The 20205-nt window shown below is 70.4% G+C and carries 23 protein-coding genes; 14 read left to right on the top strand and 9 right to left on the bottom strand.

Going from position 1 to position 20205, the window contains the following annotated elements:
• The first annotated feature begins 77 nt into the window (after positions 1-77).
• A complete protein-coding gene (locus D892_RS0124775; protein WP_156959670.1) occupies positions 78-626 on the top strand; it encodes a hypothetical protein in 549 nt (182 codons plus the stop codon).
• Positions 627-677: 51 nt separating this feature from the next.
• Here D892_RS0124775 and D892_RS0124780 read toward each other — a convergent pair whose 3' ends face one another.
• A complete protein-coding gene (locus D892_RS0124780; RefSeq protein ID WP_024803815.1) occupies positions 678-1514 on the bottom strand; it encodes an NAD(P)-binding domain-containing protein in 837 nt (278 codons plus the stop codon).
• 50 nt (positions 1515-1564) lie between these two features.
• Between D892_RS0124780 and D892_RS0124785 the strand changes: the two genes are divergently transcribed.
• On the top strand, positions 1565-1933 hold the full coding sequence (locus D892_RS0124785; RefSeq protein ID WP_024803816.1) for a MerR family transcriptional regulator: 369 nt from the start codon (positions 1565-1567) through the stop codon (positions 1931-1933).
• Between the two features lie 239 nt (positions 1934-2172).
• On the opposite strand, the gene D892_RS0124790 is transcribed toward D892_RS0124785, so the two are convergent.
• Complete coding sequence (locus D892_RS0124790) at positions 2173-4143, bottom strand: S9 family peptidase (RefSeq protein WP_024803817.1); 1971 nt, start codon at positions 4141-4143, stop codon at positions 2173-2175.
• Positions 4144-4559: 416 nt separating this feature from the next.
• On the bottom strand, positions 4560-4997 hold the full coding sequence (locus tag D892_RS0124800; RefSeq protein WP_024803818.1) for a DoxX family protein: 438 nt from the start codon (positions 4995-4997) through the stop codon (positions 4560-4562).
• Positions 4998-5307: 310 nt separating this feature from the next.
• Between D892_RS0124800 and D892_RS0124805 the strand changes: the two genes are divergently transcribed.
• Positions 5308-6348, top strand: a complete 1041-nt coding sequence (locus D892_RS0124805) for a hypothetical protein (protein ID WP_024803819.1) — start codon at positions 5308-5310, stop codon at positions 6346-6348.
• 83 nt (positions 6349-6431) lie between these two features.
• Here D892_RS0124805 and D892_RS0124810 read toward each other — a convergent pair whose 3' ends face one another.
• Positions 6432-7442, bottom strand: coding sequence for an NADPH:quinone reductase (locus D892_RS0124810; protein WP_024803820.1), 1011 nt, complete (start codon positions 7440-7442; stop codon positions 6432-6434).
• A 135-nt stretch (positions 7443-7577) separates the two neighbouring features.
• Between D892_RS0124810 and D892_RS0124815 the strand changes: the two genes are divergently transcribed.
• Positions 7578-8042, top strand: coding sequence for a nitroreductase family deazaflavin-dependent oxidoreductase (locus D892_RS0124815; RefSeq protein ID WP_232236159.1), 465 nt, complete (start codon positions 7578-7580; stop codon positions 8040-8042).
• Positions 8043-8055: 13 nt separating this feature from the next.
• On the opposite strand, the gene D892_RS0124820 is transcribed toward D892_RS0124815, so the two are convergent.
• On the bottom strand, positions 8056-8994 hold the full coding sequence (locus D892_RS0124820) for a bifunctional helix-turn-helix transcriptional regulator/GNAT family N-acetyltransferase (RefSeq protein WP_024803822.1): 939 nt from the start codon (positions 8992-8994) through the stop codon (positions 8056-8058).
• Between the two features lie 133 nt (positions 8995-9127).
• On the opposite strand from D892_RS0124820, the gene D892_RS0124825 reads away from it, so the two are divergent.
• Positions 9128-10420: an adenosylmethionine--8-amino-7-oxononanoate transaminase gene (locus D892_RS0124825; RefSeq protein WP_024803823.1), complete on the top strand. Its 1293-nt coding sequence runs from the start codon at positions 9128-9130 to the stop codon at positions 10418-10420.
• Between the two features lie 6 nt (positions 10421-10426).
• On the opposite strand, the gene D892_RS0124830 is transcribed toward D892_RS0124825, so the two are convergent.
• Both D892_RS0124830 and D892_RS0124835 read right to left on the bottom strand, forming a co-directional pair.
• The gene (locus D892_RS0124830) at positions 10427-10615 is read right to left on the bottom strand and encodes a hypothetical protein (RefSeq protein WP_024803824.1); all 189 of its coding nucleotides are present in this window, start codon (positions 10613-10615) and stop codon (positions 10427-10429) included.
• A gap of 318 nt (positions 10616-10933) precedes the next feature.
• Positions 10934-11179: a type II toxin-antitoxin system Phd/YefM family antitoxin gene (locus tag D892_RS0124835; RefSeq protein WP_024803825.1), complete on the bottom strand. Its 246-nt coding sequence runs from the start codon at positions 11177-11179 to the stop codon at positions 10934-10936.
• Positions 11180-11268: 89 nt separating this feature from the next.
• Here D892_RS0124835 and D892_RS0124840 point away from each other — a divergent pair, with 89 nt between their 5' ends.
• The 3 genes from D892_RS0124840 to D892_RS0124850 all read left to right on the top strand — a co-directional run bounded on the left by D892_RS0124840 (position 11269) and on the right by D892_RS0124850 (position 14668).
• Positions 11269-12417 carry an 8-amino-7-oxononanoate synthase gene (locus tag D892_RS0124840; protein WP_024803826.1) on the top strand — a complete coding sequence of 383 codons (1149 nt, stop codon included), beginning with the start codon at positions 11269-11271 and terminating at the stop codon, positions 12415-12417.
• Between the two features lie 190 nt (positions 12418-12607).
• Positions 12608-13282: a dethiobiotin synthase gene (bioD, locus tag D892_RS0124845; protein ID WP_024803827.1), complete on the top strand. Its 675-nt coding sequence runs from the start codon at positions 12608-12610 to the stop codon at positions 13280-13282.
• Positions 13283-13522: 240 nt separating this feature from the next.
• Positions 13523-14668, top strand: a complete 1146-nt coding sequence (locus tag D892_RS0124850) for an alpha/beta fold hydrolase (protein ID WP_024803828.1) — start codon at positions 13523-13525, stop codon at positions 14666-14668.
• Here D892_RS0124850 and D892_RS0124855 read toward each other — a convergent pair.
• The gene (locus tag D892_RS0124855; RefSeq protein ID WP_024803829.1) at positions 14641-15258 is read right to left on the bottom strand and encodes a TetR/AcrR family transcriptional regulator C-terminal domain-containing protein; all 618 of its coding nucleotides are present in this window, start codon (positions 15256-15258) and stop codon (positions 14641-14643) included. The genes D892_RS0124850 and D892_RS0124855 overlap by 28 nt on opposite strands.
• A 107-nt stretch (positions 15259-15365) precedes the next feature.
• Here D892_RS0124855 and bioB point away from each other — a divergent pair, with 107 nt between their 5' ends.
• From bioB to D892_RS0124880, 5 genes are all read left to right on the top strand, one after another.
• Positions 15366-16385 carry a biotin synthase BioB gene (gene bioB / locus D892_RS0124860; RefSeq protein ID WP_024803830.1) on the top strand — a complete coding sequence of 340 codons (1020 nt, stop codon included), beginning with the start codon at positions 15366-15368 and terminating at the stop codon, positions 16383-16385.
• Positions 16386-16495: 110 nt separating this feature from the next.
• Positions 16496-16732, top strand: coding sequence for a hypothetical protein (locus tag D892_RS0124865; protein WP_036569772.1), 237 nt, complete (start codon positions 16496-16498; stop codon positions 16730-16732).
• Positions 16732-17409 carry a DUF2567 domain-containing protein gene (locus D892_RS42100; protein ID WP_024803832.1) on the top strand — a complete coding sequence of 226 codons (678 nt, stop codon included), beginning with the start codon at positions 16732-16734 and terminating at the stop codon, positions 17407-17409. Before D892_RS0124865 ends, D892_RS42100 begins: the two co-directional genes overlap by 1 nt.
• An 84-nt stretch (positions 17410-17493) precedes the next feature.
• Positions 17494-18030, top strand: a complete 537-nt coding sequence (locus D892_RS0124875) for a DUF1353 domain-containing protein (protein ID WP_024803833.1) — start codon at positions 17494-17496, stop codon at positions 18028-18030.
• A gap of 71 nt (positions 18031-18101) precedes the next feature.
• A complete protein-coding gene (locus tag D892_RS0124880) occupies positions 18102-18284 on the top strand; it encodes a hypothetical protein (protein ID WP_024803834.1) in 183 nt (60 codons plus the stop codon).
• A gap of 42 nt (positions 18285-18326) precedes the next feature.
• Here the strand turns inward: D892_RS0124880 and D892_RS0124885 are convergent, their stop codons facing one another.
• On the bottom strand, positions 18327-19085 hold the full coding sequence (locus D892_RS0124885) for an NUDIX domain-containing protein (RefSeq protein WP_024803835.1): 759 nt from the start codon (positions 19083-19085) through the stop codon (positions 18327-18329).
• Positions 19086-19160: 75 nt separating this feature from the next.
• Here D892_RS0124885 and nadA point away from each other — a divergent pair, with 75 nt between their 5' ends.
• Positions 19161-20201, top strand: coding sequence for a quinolinate synthase NadA (gene nadA / locus D892_RS0124890; RefSeq protein ID WP_024803836.1), 1041 nt, complete (start codon positions 19161-19163; stop codon positions 20199-20201).
• The last annotated feature ends 4 nt before the right edge of the window (positions 20202-20205 follow it).

The following is a 20205-nucleotide window of genomic DNA, read 5'->3' on the forward strand; positions in this document are numbered from 1 at the left end:
CCGCTGCCCGGCGAGCGAGGGCGGTGGGGCTGGATTAGGTTGTGCGGTGGGTTCGTCGGTGTGCGGAAGGAGTGTCGGTGTCGAAGGATGTGCTGTTGTTCTCCGACTACCACCAGATCCACGTCTTCGACCGGGACATGGCCGACGACCCGTGCGATCTCTGGGGCGGAGACGATCCCCTGGCGGCGTATCTGGCGCTGGGCAGGGACGCGGTCGCGGTCGAGACGGGCGTCAACGGGTATCTGGTGGTCGCCGTCGAGGTCGCGGACGAGCCGTCGGCCGTCGGCGCCGACGCCGAGGTCGTGCTGGAGTGCAGCCTGCGCGCCGATTCCGGTCGCGTGGTCCTCGGATCGCCGACGCTGCCCGCGGCGGACGGCCCGGCGTTCGACGTACCCGCCGGCTGGTTGCGGCTGCGCGTGTCGATGGCCTGGTGGCCCGATGAGTGGGAGAGCCTGCGGGTCGAGACGGTGGCCGCCGATGACCTCGACGAGGACAGCATCCCGCTGTACTCCCGGGACAAGCCCAGCTTCGAGATCCTGAATCGCGTCCGCCTCCAGTTGTGGCCCGCCGCACCGTCCGACCCCGCCCTGGTCCGCGGATGGGTCGGCGGTACGTACAAGTCGTAGCCCGTCGCCCCGGTGCGGTGCCGGAAATTGCTGGTACCGGTGATCGTGGCACTAATCGAGCGCCGCGAGCCGGCCGAATCCGTCGGCTCCGTAGCCCGCGTCGATCGCTCGCTGTACCGCGGCCCGCGCGGCGCCGAGTGCACCGTCGTCGAGGCCCTGCGCCCGGACGGCGCTCGAGATGCGGTCCATGATCGCCGCGGCGGCGGTGATCGTGCCTCCGTCACCGGGGAAGCGGCCCGCGGCGACCTGCTCGGCGAGCATGTCGATCATGTCCGGGAAGAATCCGAGCATCGCCTTCGCGTGCCCGGCGATATCGGCCGCCGCGATGTCCTCGGCGGCGGCGAACGCGAACATATGCGTCACGCCACTCATCGACGTCCAGAGCATGTCCTGCAGGGCCAGGTCGAACGCGGCGGCCCGGCCGGGTTCCCGGCCGAGGTAGTTCGCGTTCTCACCGAGCGCGAACAGCGTGGTCCGGTGCGTCTCGTAGATGTCGCGCGGCCCGCTGTAGTACAGCGCCGCCTCGGGGCTGCCGATGGCCTCGGGCGTGGACACGATCACGCCGTCGATGTACTCGATGCCGTGCCGTTCCGCCCACGCTGCCATCGCGCGGGCCTGCTCCGGCGAGCCACCACAGAAGTTCACCAGGGTGCGGCCCTTCAGTGCGTCGGCGTCGAGGACCGACTGCGCCACTGGATAATCCGGCAAACACACGATGACGAGCGGGCTGGCCGCGATCGCCTCGGCGGCGGTACCGGCAGGGGCGGCATCGAGGTCGGTCCCCTTCCCCGGGGTGCGATTCCACACGGTGGTGGGGTGGTGGGCGGCGAATGCGGCGGCCAGGGCGTGTCCCATGGGGCCGAGTCCGAGGACGGTCACGGTGGTCATGCCGGTTAAGCTAAACCTTGACGTCGATGTCAGAGTCAAGCGGGAGTGGGATGCGAATCGGGGAATTGGCACGGCGCACCGGTGTCAGCGAGCGCGCCCTGCGGTACTACGAGCACCAAGGGCTGCTGACGCCGGAACGACGGCCGAGCGGCTATCGCGTGTACGGCGACGAGCATGTCGCGGTGGTGCGGCGGATCAGGATCCTGCTCGCGGCCGGGCTGAGCACCGCGCAGATCCTGGAAGCGTTGCCGTGCATCGTCGATGACGACGGGCTGCTGACCCCCGGCTGCCCGGGCCTGGTCGACGGTCTGGTGCGCCAGCGTGACCGGATCGACGGGGCGATCGAGGAACTGGAAGCCACCCGCGCCAACCTCGACACGATCATCACCAGCGAGCTGTCCCGCCACGAGAGGCCGTAACAGCGAAACCGCCCCTCCGATACCGGATCCCGTGCGCGGCCGCGGCTCGGATGTCGCACGACCCGCACATTCGGCGTGTGTTCGCCGTCGGTGCGCGGGGAAACGCGACGGCGAGCCGGGAGATCACGGTAACGCCTGTAGCCGGTCGATGAGGGTTCGGCGTTGCCGCCATCAACCGTCGCACGGGATCCCACCGGTCGCTGATGGCCGCGGGCTCGTCCTGGTCGAGCCCGGATCGGCTAAGCGAGGTTTTCGACGGTGACCGGCTCGATACCTTCGGCCGATGGCAGGGCGAACTCGAATACCTGGCCGTAGAAACTCAATTCGGCGTCGAGGGCGCGGCGGATGTTCTCCGCGCGGCGGAAGCCGTGCTGCTCGCCGTCGAAGACCAGGTAGGCCACCGGGATCTGCCGGGTCCGCAGCGCCTCGACGATCATCTCCGACTGATTGGGCGGCACCACCGCATCTTCGCTGCCCTGCAACACGATCAGGGGCTTGCGGAGCCGGTCGACGTGATGGATCGGGGACCGCTCGCGGTAGATGTCGCGCCTGGCCGGATATTCCCCGATCAGGCCATCGAGGTATCGGCTCTCGAACTTGTGTGTTTCGGCCGCGAGCGCCTCCAGGTCGGCGACGCCGAAATGGTCTGCGCCCGCGGCGAATGCGGTGTCCGCACGGGCCAGCGCGGCCAGCGTCGTGTAGCCGCCCGCCGAGCCGCCGCGGATGGCGAGCCGCCGCGGATCGACCCGGCCCTGCTCACCGAGCCACCGGGCCGCGGCGAGGCAGTCGGCCACGTCCACCACGCCCCACGCGCCTGTGAGCAGCTCACGGTAGGCGCGACCGTATCCGGTGGAGCCGCCGTAATTGACGTCCACGACAGCGAATCCGCGGCTGGTCCAGTACTGGGTGTGCGGGGAGAATGCGGGCACCGCGAGCGAGGTCGGGCCGCCGTGAATCATGACGAGCAACGGCGGCAGTTCCCCGGCCGTGCCGCCGTAACGTCTGCTCGCGGGGGGATAGAACAGCGCGTGTGCAGTCCGTGGCGCGCCGGCGCCGTCCACCGAGGGGAAGGAGATCGGTTCGGGCACCGAGACCGAGGCGTCGTCGAGGCCGAGTTCCCTTGGCGGGCGCAGGACTTCGACCTGCGGTGTGCCGCCGCCGAAACCGATGCGGTACACACCGGATTCGGCGGTGGGCGTGGCCGCCACCACGACGACGGCGTCCGCACCGGCCCGCTCGATCGCGGCAATCGCGGAGAAGGGCAGGTCCAGATCGGCCACCGAGCCGTCCGTCCGGCGCACCCCGAGGCCGTCGTAGCCGTCGCGCCAGCGGGCGAACACGATGCTGCCGTCGCCGAGCACGGTGTAGCGCGCCGACCCCAATTGCCAAGCGGGCATGCCGATCTCGGCGTCCAGCTCGATCACCGGTGTGACCGCACCGCCGGGTGTCCAGCGGTAGAGATTCCACCAGCCGTTACGGTCGGACAGGAACAGCAGCGAGCCGTCGGCCTGCCAGCGCGGTTCCAGCACCGATTCCCCCGGCCCGCCCGCGACGACCGTGTCGGCGCCGCCGGCGAGATCGCGCACCCGCAGGACGGTGTCGTCCCACGGCATGGACGGGTGATCCCACGACACCACGGCCAGCGAACCCCCGTCCGGACTCACGCGGGGTGCGACGACGAAATCCGGGCCGCTCATCAGGATCTCCGGCTGCGACGCCCGGTCCGCGGACAGCCGCACGATCTCGTTGCGGACATCGATCGCGCCCCGCCCGCCGGCCGGATGACTTTCGCGGACGGCCACGACGGTGGTGCCGTCCGGGGCGAGTTCTCCGTCGCCGTACCGGTCGCCGCGGGGCTCGGCGGGGGCCGGCGTCAGCGGCACCGGCGCACCTCCGGGCCCGAGCCGGTACAGCCGCTGGTCGGCCCAGTTGGCGAACCACAGCACGCCGTCGCGGACCCACCACGCCGCGCCGCCGTATTCGTGCACCGCGGTACGCGCGTCCATCCCGTCCGGCAGCAGATCGGTGACCGTCCCGTCGGCGCCGCGGCGCACGATCTGGGTCCGGCCGCCCTCCTCGGGACGCCCCTCCGACCAGTAGATATCGGTCCCGTCCACCCGCACCTCCGACAGCCGCACCGCGGCGGCGACGACGAATTCGGAGGTGATGGAAGTCGGCCACGACCCGAACGGCAACTCTGTGAGGCTCACCGGCCCAGGCTAACCGCCGCCGCCCCGAGCGGATGGGCCACGGCCCCCCCGACGACCCGGCCGCGAAATCAGCAGGTCCACCGACGGTTGGGGCGACGTGGTGTCGGTTCCCCGCCGCACGCTGCCGACGCGGTCGGACAGGCCGACGGGCGGATGTCTGTTCGGATTGCTACTGGTCGGCCCCGTCGTCCGGCCGCGAGACCGCAGTCGTCAGATCGGTTCGCGGCGGCACCTCAACGTATTGCTGTCGGACACGATCAACTCGGGATACCGGCGGAAATCCGTTCCGCCGCACTGTTCGGCACTGTTGCCGAGCACGACCACCTGCGCCGCCAACCCGACGGGCGATCGATCCGAGAACGCACGATCGGCGGTCGGTGGATGGCCACCGACCGCCGGTCGTGCTTATGGATTCGTCACCGCGACAGCGAGTTGCGCAGGTCGGTGAGGGTGGCGCGGCGCTCGTAGGCGATCCAGGCGAAGATCGCGGCGAGCGCCAGCGGGAAGATCCCCATCGAGGGCTCGTCGGCGATGAAGGCCTGCGTCCCGGCGGCGAGCACGGTGACAACGGACAGACCCGCGGCAGCCAGGGCGCTGAGCCGCGGCACCATCAGGCCGACACCGCCCGCGACCTCCACCACTCCGATGAAGACGAGCAGCCCGAGGGGGATGGTCAGATTCTCGGGGGCGTTGTCCGCCAAGGAGTTCGGCATCACGAGCTTCGGCCCGCCGGAGGCGATGACGAAGAACAGGCCGAGCAGGATCTGCAGTGCCCACAGAACGCGGTTGCGGATCTTGCCGGGACGGCCGGTGACGGCGTCGGAAACGTGGGCGGAGGGGTTGGCGGTGGTCATGTCTGGTCCTTCTGGTCCGTCGCGCCGGGTTGGTAGCGCGTTCAGCAGATAGGACGGCGCACCATCCGAGGAGTCATCGCTGTCCGCGAAGTTTTTTCGGCGCCGCGGCCCGAGCACCGCACCGCCGGGCTTGCGTCCGGTCTCCAGGATTCGATCGGAGCGAAAGCGAGAATATGATTTCCTTGATGGACTAGCATCCTCTCGCAGGCGAGAATATCGTTCCGACTCGATGTCATCGGCTGACTCTCGCCAGCAGAAGCACGGCCACTCGACCTGCGGCCCGTGGCCGGCGCCAGCGTTGGAGGAACCTATGACCACACTGCGAGTCATCCAATGGACCACGGGAAAGGTCGGCAAGCTCAGCCTGCGCGGCATCCTCGACGACCCCCGGCTGGAACTGGTCGGGGTCTACGCCTACTCGCCCGACAAGGCGGGTCGGGATGCCGGGTCCCTGTGCGGTCGCCCCGATACCGGAATTCTCGCGACCACCGATATCGACTCCTTGCTCGCCCTGAACGCCGACATGGTGCTCTACACGCCGTTCATGGCCGATCTCGAGCACGCGGTCCGGCTGCTCGACAGCGGCCTCGACGTGATCAGCACCAACCTGTTCCTCAATCTCGGTGGCATCCAAGGGGAGACGCAGGAGAAGCTGGCCGCCGCATGCGAGCGCGGCAACAGCTCGCTGTTCATCACCGGAATCAGTCCGGGCTGGATCAACTCGATGGTCACGGCGATGACCGCGGTGTGCCGCGAGGTGGAGACCGTATCGATCTTCGAGTCGGCCGACGTCTCGGTCTACGAGTCCGCCGAAACCTGGCAGGCGCTGGGCTTCTCGCTCCCCGAGGCGACGCCCGAGAAGATCGAGATGTCGAAACTGTGGCTGAGCACCTTCCGCGACTCGAACCAGCGCATGGCCGCCGCATTGGGATACCGGCTCGACGACATCGAGTTCTTCATCGAACACGCCACCGCCTCGGCAGACGTCGACCTGGGGTGGCTGCGCATCGAGAAGAACACCATCGCCGCCCTCCGCGCAGGCTGGAACGGCAAGGTCGGCGGCAAGACCGTCGTCCGGACCAACGTCGCGTGGTATCTGACCAAACAGCTCAACGAGGACTGGCACTTCGACGACGACCACTACCACGTCGTCATCGAAGGCGAACCCGAAGTGCAGACCCGCATTCGGTTCGTTCCCCCCGACAGCTGGGGAAACCACGAGTGGGACACCATGACCGCGATGCCCGCGGTGAACGCCGCCTTCGAAGTCGCCGCCGCACCGCCCGGAATCTCCACCCTCAAAGACGTCGGCCTGGTCTGCGCACCGGCGGGCATCTGGCTGGACAACTGACGCCACTCCGGTATCCGGTCCGCTCACCAGGACCTCCGGCCGGATTTCGGTGCGTGAACACGGATGCCGGGTGCGGCGGGCGCTCAGTCCAGGTCCACCAGGACCTTGCCGACCGCCCCGCGTTCGACCGCGTCGTGGGCGTCTGCGGTCTCGGCGAGGTCGTAGTGGTGTAGCGGCAGTCCGGCCGGTTCTCCCACCCGCACGGCGTTGTCGGAGAGGGCGGCTGTGATGTCGTCGACGGCCGCCTGCACCAGCGTCTCGTCCAGGGTGTAGAGAACGGTGAACTCGAAGCGCAGATTCTTGCTGAGGGCCGGCCGCACCGGCAGCACCAGATCGCCACCGCCGTCGATGGCGTAGACCGCGATCGTGCCGTGGACCCTGGCCACCGCCAGATCGAGCGCGGTGTTGGCAGCCGGTGCGACCTCGGCAATCAGGTCGACCCCCGCCGGCGCGACGGCCAGGATCCCGGCCGCGGGGTCGCCCTCGCGGTAGTTCACCACATGGTGCGCCCCGGCAGCGTGCGCCAGCGCGCCCTTCCTCGCGGAGCTGACGGTCGTGACGACGGTCGCCCCGGCCCAGCGGGCCAGCTGGATCGCGGCGTTGCCCACCGCGCCCGCGCCGCCGGCGACCAGCACGGTGTGCCCTGCCAGCGCACCAGGCGCGAGCCGGGGCACGGCGCCGGAGGTCAGCAGCCGGTGGGCGGTGACGAACGGCACGCCCAACGCGGCTCCCAGGTCGAAGGACGCTCCGTCCGGTAGCGGCACAACCCGATTCGCCGGTTGCACCGTCCGTTCCGCGGCGGTGCCATAGTCCCGGCCGTGCCGGGCCAGCAGCAGCCACACCCGGTCACCGACACCGACGTGGTCGACACCCGGCCCGACCGCCTCGACGACGCCCGCGCCGTCGTGTCCCGGTGCGACCTCACCGTGGAGATCGCTCAGTCCTGTTCCTGCACGGTGTTTCCAGTCCGTCGGGTTCACCCCCGAACGGGTGACACGGACGACGACTTCCCCCGGGCCCGCGGCAGGTTCGGGGCGTTCGACAAGTCGAAGGACGGCGGACGGGCCGGTCTCGGAATAGACGACTGAGCGCATACCCGGCTGCAACAGTGCCGGATCCGAGTGTGTTCCGACGCCTCCGGCGCCGGGTCGCCTGCCGTACCGCCGATCGGTTCGAGGAAAGAACGACCGCCGTGGCCGCTGAGACCCGCGGTTTTGCACGGCGCGGGAATGCGGCCGATCCGGGAGACGTTGTTGCTGGCCATGGCACACGAAACCGCGGAATTCAGCCCTACGGGGTGGGTGCACGACCAGACGAAGAAGATCCTCGAGACCGGGACCACGGACGGGGTCGAGGTGCTCGGTTCGCCGGTGGTGTTGCTGACCTTGCGGGGCGCGAGGACGGGCAAGCTCCGCTACACGCCGGTGATGCGGGTGGAGCACGACGGCAGCTATGCGGTGGTGGCGTCCAAGGGCGGCGCTCCCGAGCATCCCACCTGGTACTACAACATCAAGGCGTACCCGGAGTTCCCGTTGCAGGATGGCACCGTGACGAAGGACTACGTCGCGCGTGAGGTCGAGGGCGCCGAGCGGGCCGAGTGGTGGGATCGGGCGGTGGCCGCCTACCCGTCCTACGCCGAGTATCAGGAGAAGACCGACCGGCAGATCCCGGTATTCGTGCTCGACCCGAAGTAGCGGGCGGGGCCGTTCAGCGCAGCGACTTGCGCCAGGTCTGGCCGACCAGATCCTTGCCGAAGCTGTGGTGTGGTTCGGATTCGACGAGTTCGAATCCGGCGCGCTCGTAGATGTGCCGGGCCGAGACGAGGACGTCGTTGGTCCACAGCACCATGGCGCGATATCCGGCGGCCGTGGCGAAGCGCAGGCATTCGCCGACCAGGGCGCTGCCGACGCCGAGGCCGCGGGCCGACGGCTCCACCAGCAGCAGCCGCAGCCGGGCGGTGCTGTCGTCCTCGCGGACACAGAAGACGGCGCCGATCGGCTCGCCGTTCCGCTCGGCGATCCAGGCCCGTTCCGCCGTGGGCTCGCGGGTTTCCAGGAAGTCGGCGACGATCCGGGCGACGAGCGTCTCGTAGTCGGCGTCCCAGCCGTATTCGGCGGCGTAGCGGGCGGCATTGCGTTCGATCACCCAGCCGTAGTCGCCGGGGCGCGGATCACGGATGGTGAACGGGGCGGCCGCGTGGTCGTCGAGGATGTGCTCGATGGTGCGCATGGCGTCGACGAGCCGGTCGCGGTCGGCGGGGGAGCGGCGTTCCAGCAGCGCGGCGACGTCGCGGCTGGAGCGGGTGTTCAGGTCGGCGAAGGCCGTCTCGCCCCGTTCGGTGAGCCGGGCCAGTTGTCGGCGGCCGTCGGTCTCGGAGCGCTGCCGCGCCACCAGCCCGGACTCCTCGAGCCGGGACAGGATGCGGCTCAGATAGCCGGGATCCAGGCCCAGGTCCTGCCGCAGCGCGACCACCTCGACCGGGCCGAAATGGGCCAGTTCGAACATGATTCGCGCCTCGGCCAGGGAGAAGTCGGTGTCGACGAGGTGCTCGTGCAGCACTCCGATCAGGCGCGTGTAGCGGCGGTTGAACTCGCGCACCGCGGCGATGTGCTCGGCGGTGGCGGGCGGGACGGTGGCGGTGCTCATGCCTCGGGTGCCTCGCTCGGGTCGGATCTTTGACTTTGTCAAAGATTACTGTGCCCGGGTCCCGGTGGCGACTGTTTTCGCTGCCGGATCCGGGAGCCGTGATAACTTGAACGGCGTTCAAGAAAGGATTCCCGTGGCACTGACACCCGACGAGATCACCGCACTCGACGCCGCACACGTCTGGCATCCCTACGGCGGATTCCCGGCGAGTACCGAGCCGCTGATCGTCGAGTCGGCCGCCGGGACCAGGCTCACCCTGGCCGACGGCCGGGAGTTGATCGACGGGATGAGCTCGTGGTGGGCGGCCGTGCACGGCTACCGGCACCCGGTGCTGGACGCGGCCCTGACCGCGCAGGCGCAGCGGATGAGCCACGTGATGTTCGGCGGCCTGACCCATGAACCGGCCGCGCGGCTGGCGGGGCTGCTGGCCGAGATCACGCCGGCGGGCCTGGAGAAGGTCTTCCTGTGCGATTCCGGTTCGGTGTCGGTGGAGGTGGCCGCGAAGATGTGCCTGCAGTACTGGCGGGCGCGGGGGCGGCCGGGCAAGCGGCGGCTGTTCACCTGGCGCGGCGGCTATCACGGCGACACCTTCACGCCGATGAGCGTGTGCGATCCGGACGGCGGCATGCACTCGCTGTGGACCGACGTGCTCGCCGAGCAGATCTTCGCGCCGGTGCCGCCGAAAGACTATGTGCCCGAGTATGTCCGGGAACTCGAGCGGCTGTTCGAGGCGCACGCCGAGGAGACGGCGGCGGTGATCGTGGAACCGGTCGTCCAGGGTGCGGGCGGGATGCGGTTCCATCATCCGCGCTACCTGAACGAGCTGCGGCGGCTGTGCGACGAGCACGGGGTGCTGCTGGTGTTCGACGAGATCGCCACCGGATTCGGCCGCACCGGAACGCTTTTCGCCGCCGACCGGGCCGGGGTGCGGCCGGACGTGCTGTGCCTGGGCAAGGCGATCACCGGTGGGTACATGACCCTGGCCGCCGCACTGTGCAGCATCGAGATCGCCGAGACGATCAGCGCCGGGCACGGCGGCCTGATGCACGGCCCGACGTTCATGGGCAACCCGCTCGCCTGCGCCGTCGCGGTCGCCTCCATCGAACTGCTGCTGTCGCGGGACTGGCGGGCCGAAGTGGCGGGCATCGAGGCGGGGCTGAAGGCGGGACTCGCTCCGGCACAGGATATTCCGGGTGTCACCGAGGTTCGTGTGCTGGGCGCGATCGGCGTCGTGGAACTGGACCGCCCGGTGGATATGCGCAAGGCCACGCACGCCGCCGTCGAGGCGGGCGTGTGGCTACGCCCGTTCCGCAACCTCGTCTACACCATGCCCCCGTTCATCAGCAGCCCCGAGGACGTGCGGCGGATCACCGCGGGCGTGCTGGCCGCTGTCCGGGCGGGCGGGACGTCCTCTGCCACAACGTGACCGGGTTCAATGCCGGGTGCGTTCCACGGCCTTGCCGATCGCGTATCCGACGAATCCGCCCACGACGAGGCCGATCAGGAGGATGACGAGCAGAAAGATCAGCACGGCGTCGCGGATCTTCTTCATCACACCCGCCGCCTCGTAGTACTGGGCGGCGTCGACGGACTGGGCGAGCACGGCGTGTGTGACACTCATGCGCGCGATGCTGCCAGATCTCGGTGTCTTCCGAACACCCGGGGCCCGAGGCGAGGCGGCCGGATCTACGGTGAGAAGTCAACGCGTGCAACGGGTACGACGAAGGCCGGTGGGCAGTGGTTCGCCTCGCGGCGTCGGCCGACAGGTGGGCGGGTTGCGTGCGGTGGTCGGCGGATCGGTGTCGCGCGGGCCGTGGAGCCGAGCCCGACGAGCGTGATCATGGATGTGGCCCGGGAGTAACCGGTGAATTCGGCCGGATCGACTCGCCAGCCTGGACGCTCACCAAGGTCGATGTATCCGGCACGGCGGGTTGATCTTTCACCACCGCAGATCGTCCGTCGTATCGGTGAGTGTGTTCCGCAGCTCTTCCCGGGAGTGTGTGGTGTCGGGGCCGAGCCGGCCGAGTTCGCGAAGGATCTCGGTAGCGGGCACCCACTGTCGGCGCCGAGGGAGCGGGACCACTCTTGCCACGGGGCGGTCGTCGCGCACGATCTCGATCGCTTCACCGGCTTCGGTCCGGCGCAGCACTTCCGTGTCGTGCGTGTGCAGGCGGTGGGCAGGCATGCGGCGAGCGTAGCCATCCGCTGCTCGTGGTGTAGGCATATCGACCCGCCACTCCCGCCCTGAACGGTGTTCAAGTATGCTGCTGGGCTGTGAGTGCCGATCCATTGAGTTGGCTGGACGCGCGGGCCGCGGAGCGCGTGCGGGACGGGCTGCGGCGGGAACTGCGGGCGCGGGCGCCGCGAGCCGGGTTGATCGATCTGGCATCCAACGACTACCTCGGGCTGTCCCGGCATCCCGAGGTGCTCGAGGGTGCGGTCGCGGCGGTGCGCCGATGGGGCACCGGGTCCACCGGGTCGCGGCTGGTCACCGGCACGACCCTGGAGCACGAGCAGCTCGAGGCCGAACTCGCGGAGTTCGTGGGCGCCGAGGCCGGGCTGGTGTTCGCCTCCGGCTACGCCGCCAACCTCGGCGTCGTGACGGCCCTCGCCGGGCGGGGCGCGCTGGTGGTGTCCGACGCCGGGAGCCATGCCTCGCTGGTCGATGCCTGCCGGTTGTCCCGAGCCCGGGTCGAGGTGGCGCCGCACCGGGACGTGGCCGCGGTGGATCGGCTGCTGTCCGGCCGCGCCGAGGAGCGGGCGGTGGTGCTGACCGACTCGGTGTTCAGCGCCGACGGCGATCTCGCGCCCCTGGTCGACCTGCATCGCGTGGTGCGGGCCAACGGGGCCGTGCTGATCGTCGACGAGGCGCACGGGATCGGCGTGCGCGGCGCCGGGGGGCGCGGGCTGGTGCACGAGGTCGGCCTGGCCGGCGAACCCGATCTGATCATCACCGCGACACTGTCGAAATCCCTTGCCGCCCAAGGGGGAGCGGTACTGGCCGACGAACGGGTGCGGGCACACCTGATCGACACCGCGCGCACGTTCATCTTCGATACCGGGCTCGCCCCGGCCGCCGTCGGGGCCGCCCGCGCCGCGCTGCGCCTGCTGCGCGCCGAGCCGGAGATGGCGGGTCGGGTGCTGCACCGCGCCGCGGAGATCGCGCGGATCGCCGATGCGCCGCAACCGGATTCGGCCGTCGTCTCGGTCGTACTCGGTGCGCCGCAGGTCGCCTACGACGCCGCGCAGGCGTGCCGCGACCGAGGTCTGAGCGTCGGCTGCTTCCGTCCGCCGTCGGTTCCCGAGGGCACGTCGCGGCTCCGCCTCACCGCCCGCGCCGATCTCGACGACAGCGAAATGGAGCTCATCGCAACAACTCTCGCCGACGTCCTGGCCGAGGCGCGCGGAGTGGTCCCGGCATGAGCGGTCGAGCCCGGAGACGGGAGCGGAGAGTCGCCACGGAGGAGCCCGCTCCTGCCGCAGTGCGATACAGCATGAGTGGTCGGACCCGGAGGCGGCAGCGGAGCGTCACTGCGGAGGACTCCGCGTGTGTCGCAGTGCGATACAGCATGAGCGACCGGACCCGCGGGCGACATGCCGGAGAGGACGCAGCGTGCTGATCGTGACCGGGACCTCCACCGACGTCGGGAAGACGGTCGTGACCGCGGCATTGGCCGCCCTCGCGCGGTCGCGCGGGCGTTCGGTGGCCGTGTGTAAACCGGCGCAGACCGGCGTGCGGCCGGGGGAGGACGGCGATCTGTCGGAGATCGCGCGGCTGGCCGGTGTCACCCGGACCCTCGAATTGGCCAGGTACCCCGACCCTCTCGCTCCCGACACCGCGGCCCGCCGCGCCGGGCAACCGCTGCTCACGCTCGGCGAGACGGTGCGGGCCGTCGACTCGCTGGCGGATGCGGACCTCACCCTGGTGGAGGGCGCGGGCGGATTACTCGTGCGGCTCGGCGACTTCACCGTCGTCGAACTCGCCCAGAAGCTCGCCGCCCCCGTCCTGGTCGTCGCCGCCGCCGGCCTGGGCACCCTCAACCACAGCGCACTCACCACCCGCGCCCTCGCCGCCGCGGGCATCCCGTGCGCGGGCCTGGTGATCGGATCCTGGCCCGCCGCACCGGATCTCGCCGCCGAGTGCAACCTGGCCGACCTGCCGGAGGTCACCGGCGCGGAGGTGGTCGGCGCGGTCCCCGAGGGAGCGGCCCGCCGGCACCCGGACGCGTTCGCCGAGGCCGCCCCCGGCTGGTTCCGCCCCGAGTGGCGCGAGCGCTACCTGAGCTGAGGGTCGTTCGCGCGGGCATCGCCGGACGATGCGGGCCGCCGTGCGAGAGCTGAGTTCGTGGGCGTGGGCGGCGTCGTTCCCGAAGAACCGGGCCGTCCGGAATTCGCTCGCGGAAGCCGTTGCCGGGGTTCCGTCCTGCCGCAGCTTGCACGGGTATCGGAGCGCCCGGACTGTGCGACGCGCCACCCGCACCGCTCGGATGCGGAACGTGTCGGTGGGCCGGTCCTACAGTGGGTGACGATGTCTCCGGAGGACCGGCCCCCGTCCACCGTCGCGGACTACGACGACGCGCGGCGGCGGGCACGCCTGGCGGAAACCAGGCCGGGACACGGGTGGTTGCGGCTGCGGCGCACCCGTGTCGTGCTGACCCGGCTGTCCCTGATCCCGCTCCTGCTGCTGGTGCTGTTCGCGCAGTACCTCGCCGTCGACGTCGGCCCGGAGCGGGCCCGGCTGGCGCGCACCGAGCCGGCGGTGCTGCCGATCGCCGCCCCGGTGCCGGAGGCCCGCGGCACCGCCGTCTTCGATATGACCGGGCTGGGCACGCTGGACGCCACCGATACGGCGCGGGCGCTGCCGTCGCTGACCCGGCTGGGGTCGGTCTGGGCGGTGCGCTACGACAACACCGGTATCGACACCAAGGTGATCAGCGATCTCATCCTCAAGGTCACCGAGGCGGCGCATATCGACAACATCGTGCTGGTCGGCCACAGCATGGGCGGGGTGATCGCGCTCGAGATCGGCCAGCGCATCCACACCGACAGCACCAAGCGACTGCAGGCGGTGCTGTTGGACTGCACGCCGGTCAATCTGGACGCGGTCCGGCCGGAAAGCCGCAATCAGGGCGAGGATCTGCTGCGCTGGGCCGGGTGGTTGCCCGGCATCCGGGAGAGTCGCGCGCTGCGCCTGCTCGTCGAGACCTATTCGCGCCGCGACCGTTTCGTGGACAAGTCCACCCTGCCGCCGATCGTCCACCTGGAGCGGTTGCGCACCGTGGTGGGCGAGGTGCTGCGGCAGAAGGTCGGCAATCCCGACGCCGCCAGCAACGGGCTGATCGAATCCCAGTTCCGCGCGATCGTGGCCGGCGGCGCGGTCGACGATCTGCGCGCGATGGCCAAGCCCGCCAACGGCAAGCCGCGCCCGGCGATCGCCTTCGTCCGCCCGGCCAATCCGGAGCGCGATCCGATCGTGGACGTCGAGGACAGCCACCGCGTACTCATCGACCGGGTCGGCGGCGTGGACGGGACGCTGCTGGTGACGCTCACGCGCGGGACCGGGCACGCCAATCCGGCTCAGCAGCCGTCGGCGTACAACAAGGTCATAGAGCAGCAGATCGTGCCGTTCGTCCGGCTGACCCGCAATCAGGAGCTGGTGGCGGCCGGGCGGTGACCGCTCCGGCGCACCCGGCCGCCCAGCAGATGCCGCACGCCCCCGACGAACAGTTGCAGGCCGAAGTCGAAACGGTCGGTGGCGGTGGTGTTCTCGTACAGCGGCGAGGAGTCGTCGGCCAGCGCGCCGGCCGAATCCATCTGTATCCGGGACTGCTCGTCCACGGTCTCGCCGAGCACGTAGTACAGCAGCGTATAGGCGGCCAGGTCGGCCTCCTCGCGGGTCATGCCGCCCCGGATCAGCGCCCCGGCGACGCGCTCGCGGCCCTTGCTGGTGGTCAGCCGCGAGGCGTAGGTGGCCGACACCAGTTCCGCGCCGTCGCGGTAGGCGAGCAGGCACGAGCGCATCCGGTGCGCCAGCTCGCCGACCTGCGCGGACCAGTCGTCCTCGGCGACCGGTTCGTCCAGGGGCGCCAGGATGCGGTCGGCGACCGCGCCCAGCAGTGCCTGCTTGTTGGGGAAGTGCCAGTACAGCGCGCCGGGCTGGACGTTCAGCGACGTCGCCAGGCGGCGCATCGTGAGATCGGCCAGGCCGTACCGGTCGAGGATGGCGACGGCGCCGTCCACGACGTCGGTGCGATGCAGCTGCACTGGGCCACAATCCTTTCGTGCTTTGACTCGCACCCCACGCTACCCTAGCCTGAACACCGTTCAAGTCGCGCGGCCGCAGCCCGGCCGGACGAAGGGATTCCTCGCGCATGACTCAGGCATCGGCCCGGACCGACACCGACATTCTGGCGATCGCTCGCGAGCAGGTGCTCGACCGCGGCGTGGGCCTCGACCGGCAGCAGGCCCTCGAGGTGCTGCGCCTCGACGACGACCGGCTCGAGCAGCTCCTGCAGCTGGCGCACGACGTGCGGATGCGGTGGTGCGGCCCGGAGGTGGAGGTCGAGGGCATCATCTCGCTCAAGACCGGCGGCTGCCCGGAGGACTGCCACTTCTGTTCGCAGTCCGGGCTCTTCGAGTCGCCGGTGCGGGCCGCGTGGCTCGACATCCCGAGCCTGGTGGAGGCCGCCAAGCAGACCGCCAAGACGGGAGCCACCGAGTTCTGCATCGTCGCGGCCGTCCGCGGCCCCGACGAGCGGCTGATGGCGCAGGTCGCCGCGGCCGTCGAGGCCATCCGCGACGAGGTCGACATCCAGGTGGCCTGCTCGCTGGGCATGCTGACCCAGGAGCAGGTCGACCGGCTGGCCGAGATGGGCGTGCACCGCTACAACCACAACCTGGAGACCGCCCGGTCGCACTTCCCGAACGTGGTCACCACGCACAGCTGGGAGGAGCGCTGGGACACGCTGCGCATGGTGCGCACGGCCGGCATGGAGGTGTGCTGCGGCGGCATCCTCGGCATGGGCGAAACCCTGGAGCAGCGCGCCGAATTCGCCGCGCAGCTGGCCGAGTTGGAGCCCGACGAGGTGCCGCTGAACTTCCTCAACCCGCGGCCGGGCACGCCGTTCGGCGATCTCGAGGTGCTGCCGGCGGCGGATGCGCTGCGTGCCGTCGCCGCGTTCCGGCTGGCGCTGCCGCGCACCATCCTGCGCTTCGCCGGCGGCCGCGAGATCACCCTCGGCGATCTGGGCGCCAAGCAGGGAATTCTCGGCGGTATCAACGCCGTGATCGTCGGCAACTACCTGACCACACTGGGCCGCCCGGCCGAGCACGACCTGGATCTGCTCGGCGAGTTGCAGATGCCGATCAAGGCGCTCAACGAAACCCTGTGAATCAGCTCGCCGGTGAGCGCCGTCCGGCCCGGGACGGCACCGCTGCGCGGCGGGGATATCCGGTTCGGGTAGTGTCGGCAGCCCGGGAGCCGCACTTTTACGAGGTGGTCGTGGACATCGGAGGCATCATCGAGGGGCGCGAGGAGCGCTACAACCCGTACACGGGTCGGCGGGTGGTAGCGGATCTGGCCGATCCGGTTCCGCCGGCCGCCGCCCTGGGCCTGGAGCCGCCGCGGTACTGCGAGCAGTGCGGGCGGCGGATGGTCGTCCAGGTGAGTCCCGACGGCTGGTGGGCGAAGTGCTCCCGGCACGGGACGATCGATTCGAAGTCCGCGGATCGGCGCTGATGGCGCATCAGAACAGCGCCGTACCGTCCGGAGCGGCCCGCCGCGAGCTGCGCGCCGTGCTGTGGGTGGTGGTCGCCGTGCTGCTGGCCGGCGCCGTCGCCGGTGTCGTGTGGGGCCTGCTGGCGCCGGTGGAGAAGGTGGTCGTGGTGGAGCCGGGCCGGGGCTCGGTGCTGCCGGGGGAGAGCGCGCACCGGTTCGACGCGGTGGCGATCTTCGTCTGCCTCGGCGCCGTCGTCGGTCTGCTCACCGCCGCGGCGGCCTGGCGGGTGCGCCGGGTGCGTGGGCCGATGTTGCTGGGCGGCTTGCTGTTCGGATCGCTGGCCGGTGCCTGGCTGATGTCCTTCGTCGGGGATCGGGTCGCGGATCTGCTGCATCCGCATGCGCCGGATCCGCCGCTGCGGACGATCGTGGAGCTGGCGCCGAGCGTGGCGCCGTCGGAGTTCACCGGCTGGACCCAGCTGTTGGTGCAGCCGCTGGTGGCGACGCTGGTGGTGCTCGTGCTGGCGGCGCTGAGCACCTCCGAGGATCTGGGCGCCGGCACCCGCGTCGCCGCCGACCGGGCCGACGGTGTCCGGCCCTACGCCTCCGAGGTCACCTACGGTCCGTACGGCACGCCCGTCGCGCAGAACGTGCGGTTCGGCCCGTTCGAGGGCGCGGATTCCGGTTCCACACCCTGACGCCGGCTCGAAGCCGAACCGTTGCCTGAGGTTTCCCCGCGCGCCGTAGGCTGAGATCGGGTCTTCGAGGGAGAGGGTCGAGTCGTGGGATTCACCGGTGGCGCACTGGTCGTCGAGGAGATCGATGCGTCGTCCTGGCGCCTGCGCGAACCTCTCGAATACCGCGGCAGGCACGAGGATTTCGTGGTCCCCGCCGGTTTCCGCACCGATTTCGCCTCGGTGCCCCGCGTCCTGATCTGGCTGATCCCGCGCTACGGCGCCTACACCCGCGCCGCCATCCTGCACGATTACCTGCGCAGTGCCGCGGTGGTGAGCACCCCCGATGCCGACGGCCTGTTCCGCCGCGTGCTGCGCGAGGAGGGCGTCTCGATGCCGCAGCGCTGGATGATGTGGGCGGCCGTGCGGCTGGGATCGAGGCTGAAGGGCGCCACGGCAGCCGATATCGCGCTGTTCCTCCTCGTCGCGCTGCCCGCATCGATATTCCTGGTCTTCCCGGTGGCCGTCGTACAGCTGTGGCTACTCCTCTTCTGGGCGGTGGAGGCGGCCTTCTGGGCCGGCGGGCGGCTGGCCGGCCGCACCGAGGCCCCGATCCCGAGACCACGCACGCGCCTGAGCACCTGACCCGAAAATCACTCGCGGCCGCCGGATCTCGGCGCTACGGTGCGTACGGCCGGAGCGAAAGGAGGTCGGCGATGGGCAAGGTACCCCGTTCGGTGCGGGCGCGAGACGGCGCGGCGGGGGCGCAGTCGGCCGAGCGCGCCGATCTCGCCGCCTGGCGCCGCCGGCACGAACTGCGCAGATCCAATGCGGCGCAACCGGTTCCGAGTAAGCGGCGCTACCGTCGCACGCCCAAGCACCGCCACGACGAGCGCTGAACCGCGTCGCGGCGGCCGGGCGGCGGTTCGCGGGTGCGGAGTTCACGCGCGGGGGCGCAGGGCCGCGAATTCGTCGGTGACGCGGAGGCCGTCGTCGGTGAAGCGGTAGACCGCGGCGGGGCGGCCGCCCGATTTTCCCGGTGAGGCGGTGTCGCCGGTGGGGGTGATCACCTTGCGGCGGCTGAGGACTCGCTGCAGGTTCGTGGTGTCCACCTCGTAACCCAGGGACGCGCAATAGATTTCGCGCAGGGTCGACATGGTGAACCGGGACGGGGCCAGGGCGAAGGCGATATTCGTGTAGGAGAGCTTCGAGGCCAGGCGGGTGCGGGCGTGGTCGGCGACCGTCCCGTGGTCGAACGACATGTGCGGCAGTGCGGAGACCGGATGCCAGCGGGTGTCGTCGGGCAGCCGCGGATCGGCGGTCAGCGGGACCAGGCCGAGATAGGCCGACGCGATGCGGCGCGGGCCGGGGACCCGGCACGGATCGCTGAACACCGACAGCTGCTCGATATGCCACAGCTCGCGCACGTCCACCTTCTCCGCGAGCTGGCGGCGGGCAGACACGTCGAGGTCCTCGTCGTCGCGCAGGCGGCCGCCGGGTAGCGACCAGGTGCCGGTCTGCGGCTCCATGGCTCGCTCCCACAGCAGGACCGCCAGTTCGGTATGCCAGCCCTCCGCGCACCGCGCCAACTGCGGATCGACCGGCGCACTGTCGCCGCGACCTGCGGAGACGGTGTCGGGAAAGCGACGAACCTGGAACACCGCGGTGAGCGATTCGTGAATGGTGCTACCATAGGCCACGTTTTCGATCATAAGTCGAAAACTGCGTGGATGCGAATCGGCGAGCTGCCGAGCGCATGAGGAAGGAGCCATGCCATGGCGACTATGACGTCTGCCGGGCACGTCACGGACGGTCCCACGGGGTTCACGGGAGTGGACGCCACCCCGGAATGGGCGCAGGAGATCCGGCGCCTGGCGCGCGAGCGCAACGCGACCATCCTGGCGCACAACTATCAGCTGCCCGAGATCCAGGACGTGGCAGACCACGTCGGCGACTCGCTGGCGCTGTCCCGCATCGCCGCCGAGGCGCCCGAGGACACCATCGTGTTCTGCGGTGTGCACTTCATGGCGGAGACGGCCAAGATCCTCAGCCCCGACAAGACGGTGCTGATCCCCGACCAGCGGGCCGGCTGCTCGCTGGCCGACTCCGTATCGGCCGACGAACTGCGCGCGTGGAAGGCCGAACATCCGGGCGCCGTGGTGGTGTCGTACGTGAACACCACGGCCGCGGTGAAGGCGCTGACCGACATCTGCTGCACCTCGTCGAACGCCGTCGACGTGGTGGCCTCCATCGATCCGGAGCGCGAGGTGCTGTTCCTGCCCGACCAGTTCCTCGGCGCCCACGTCAAGCGCGTGACCGGCCGCGAGAACATACACATCTGGGCCGGTGAATGCCATGTGCACGCCGGCATCAACGGCGACGAGCTGACCGAGCAGGCGCACCGGAACCCGGACGCCGACCTGTTCGTCCATCCCGAATGCGGGTGTGCCACCTCGGCGCTGTATCTGGCCGGCGCGGGCGCCTTCCCGGCCGACCGGGTGCACATCCTGTCCACCGGCGGCATGGTCGACGCCGCCAAGGCGGTGCGGACCGAGCGGGGCGGATCCAGCCGGGTCCTGGTCGCCACCGAGATCGGCATGCTGCACCAGTTGCGCAGGGCCGCACCGGGAATCGACTTCCAAGCGGTCAACGACCGGGCGTCGTGCAAGTACATGAAGATGATCACCCCGGCGGCGCTGCTGCGCTGCCTGACCGACAACCGCGACGAGGTGCACGTCGACGCCGACACCGCCGCGCTGGCCCGCGAGTCGGTGCGGCGGATGATCTCCCTGGGCAACCCCGGCGGTGGCGAGTGAACGG

The sequence above is a fragment of the Nocardia sp. BMG51109 genome (assembly GCF_000526215.1).
Lineage (GTDB): Bacteria > Actinomycetota > Actinomycetes > Mycobacteriales > Mycobacteriaceae > Nocardia.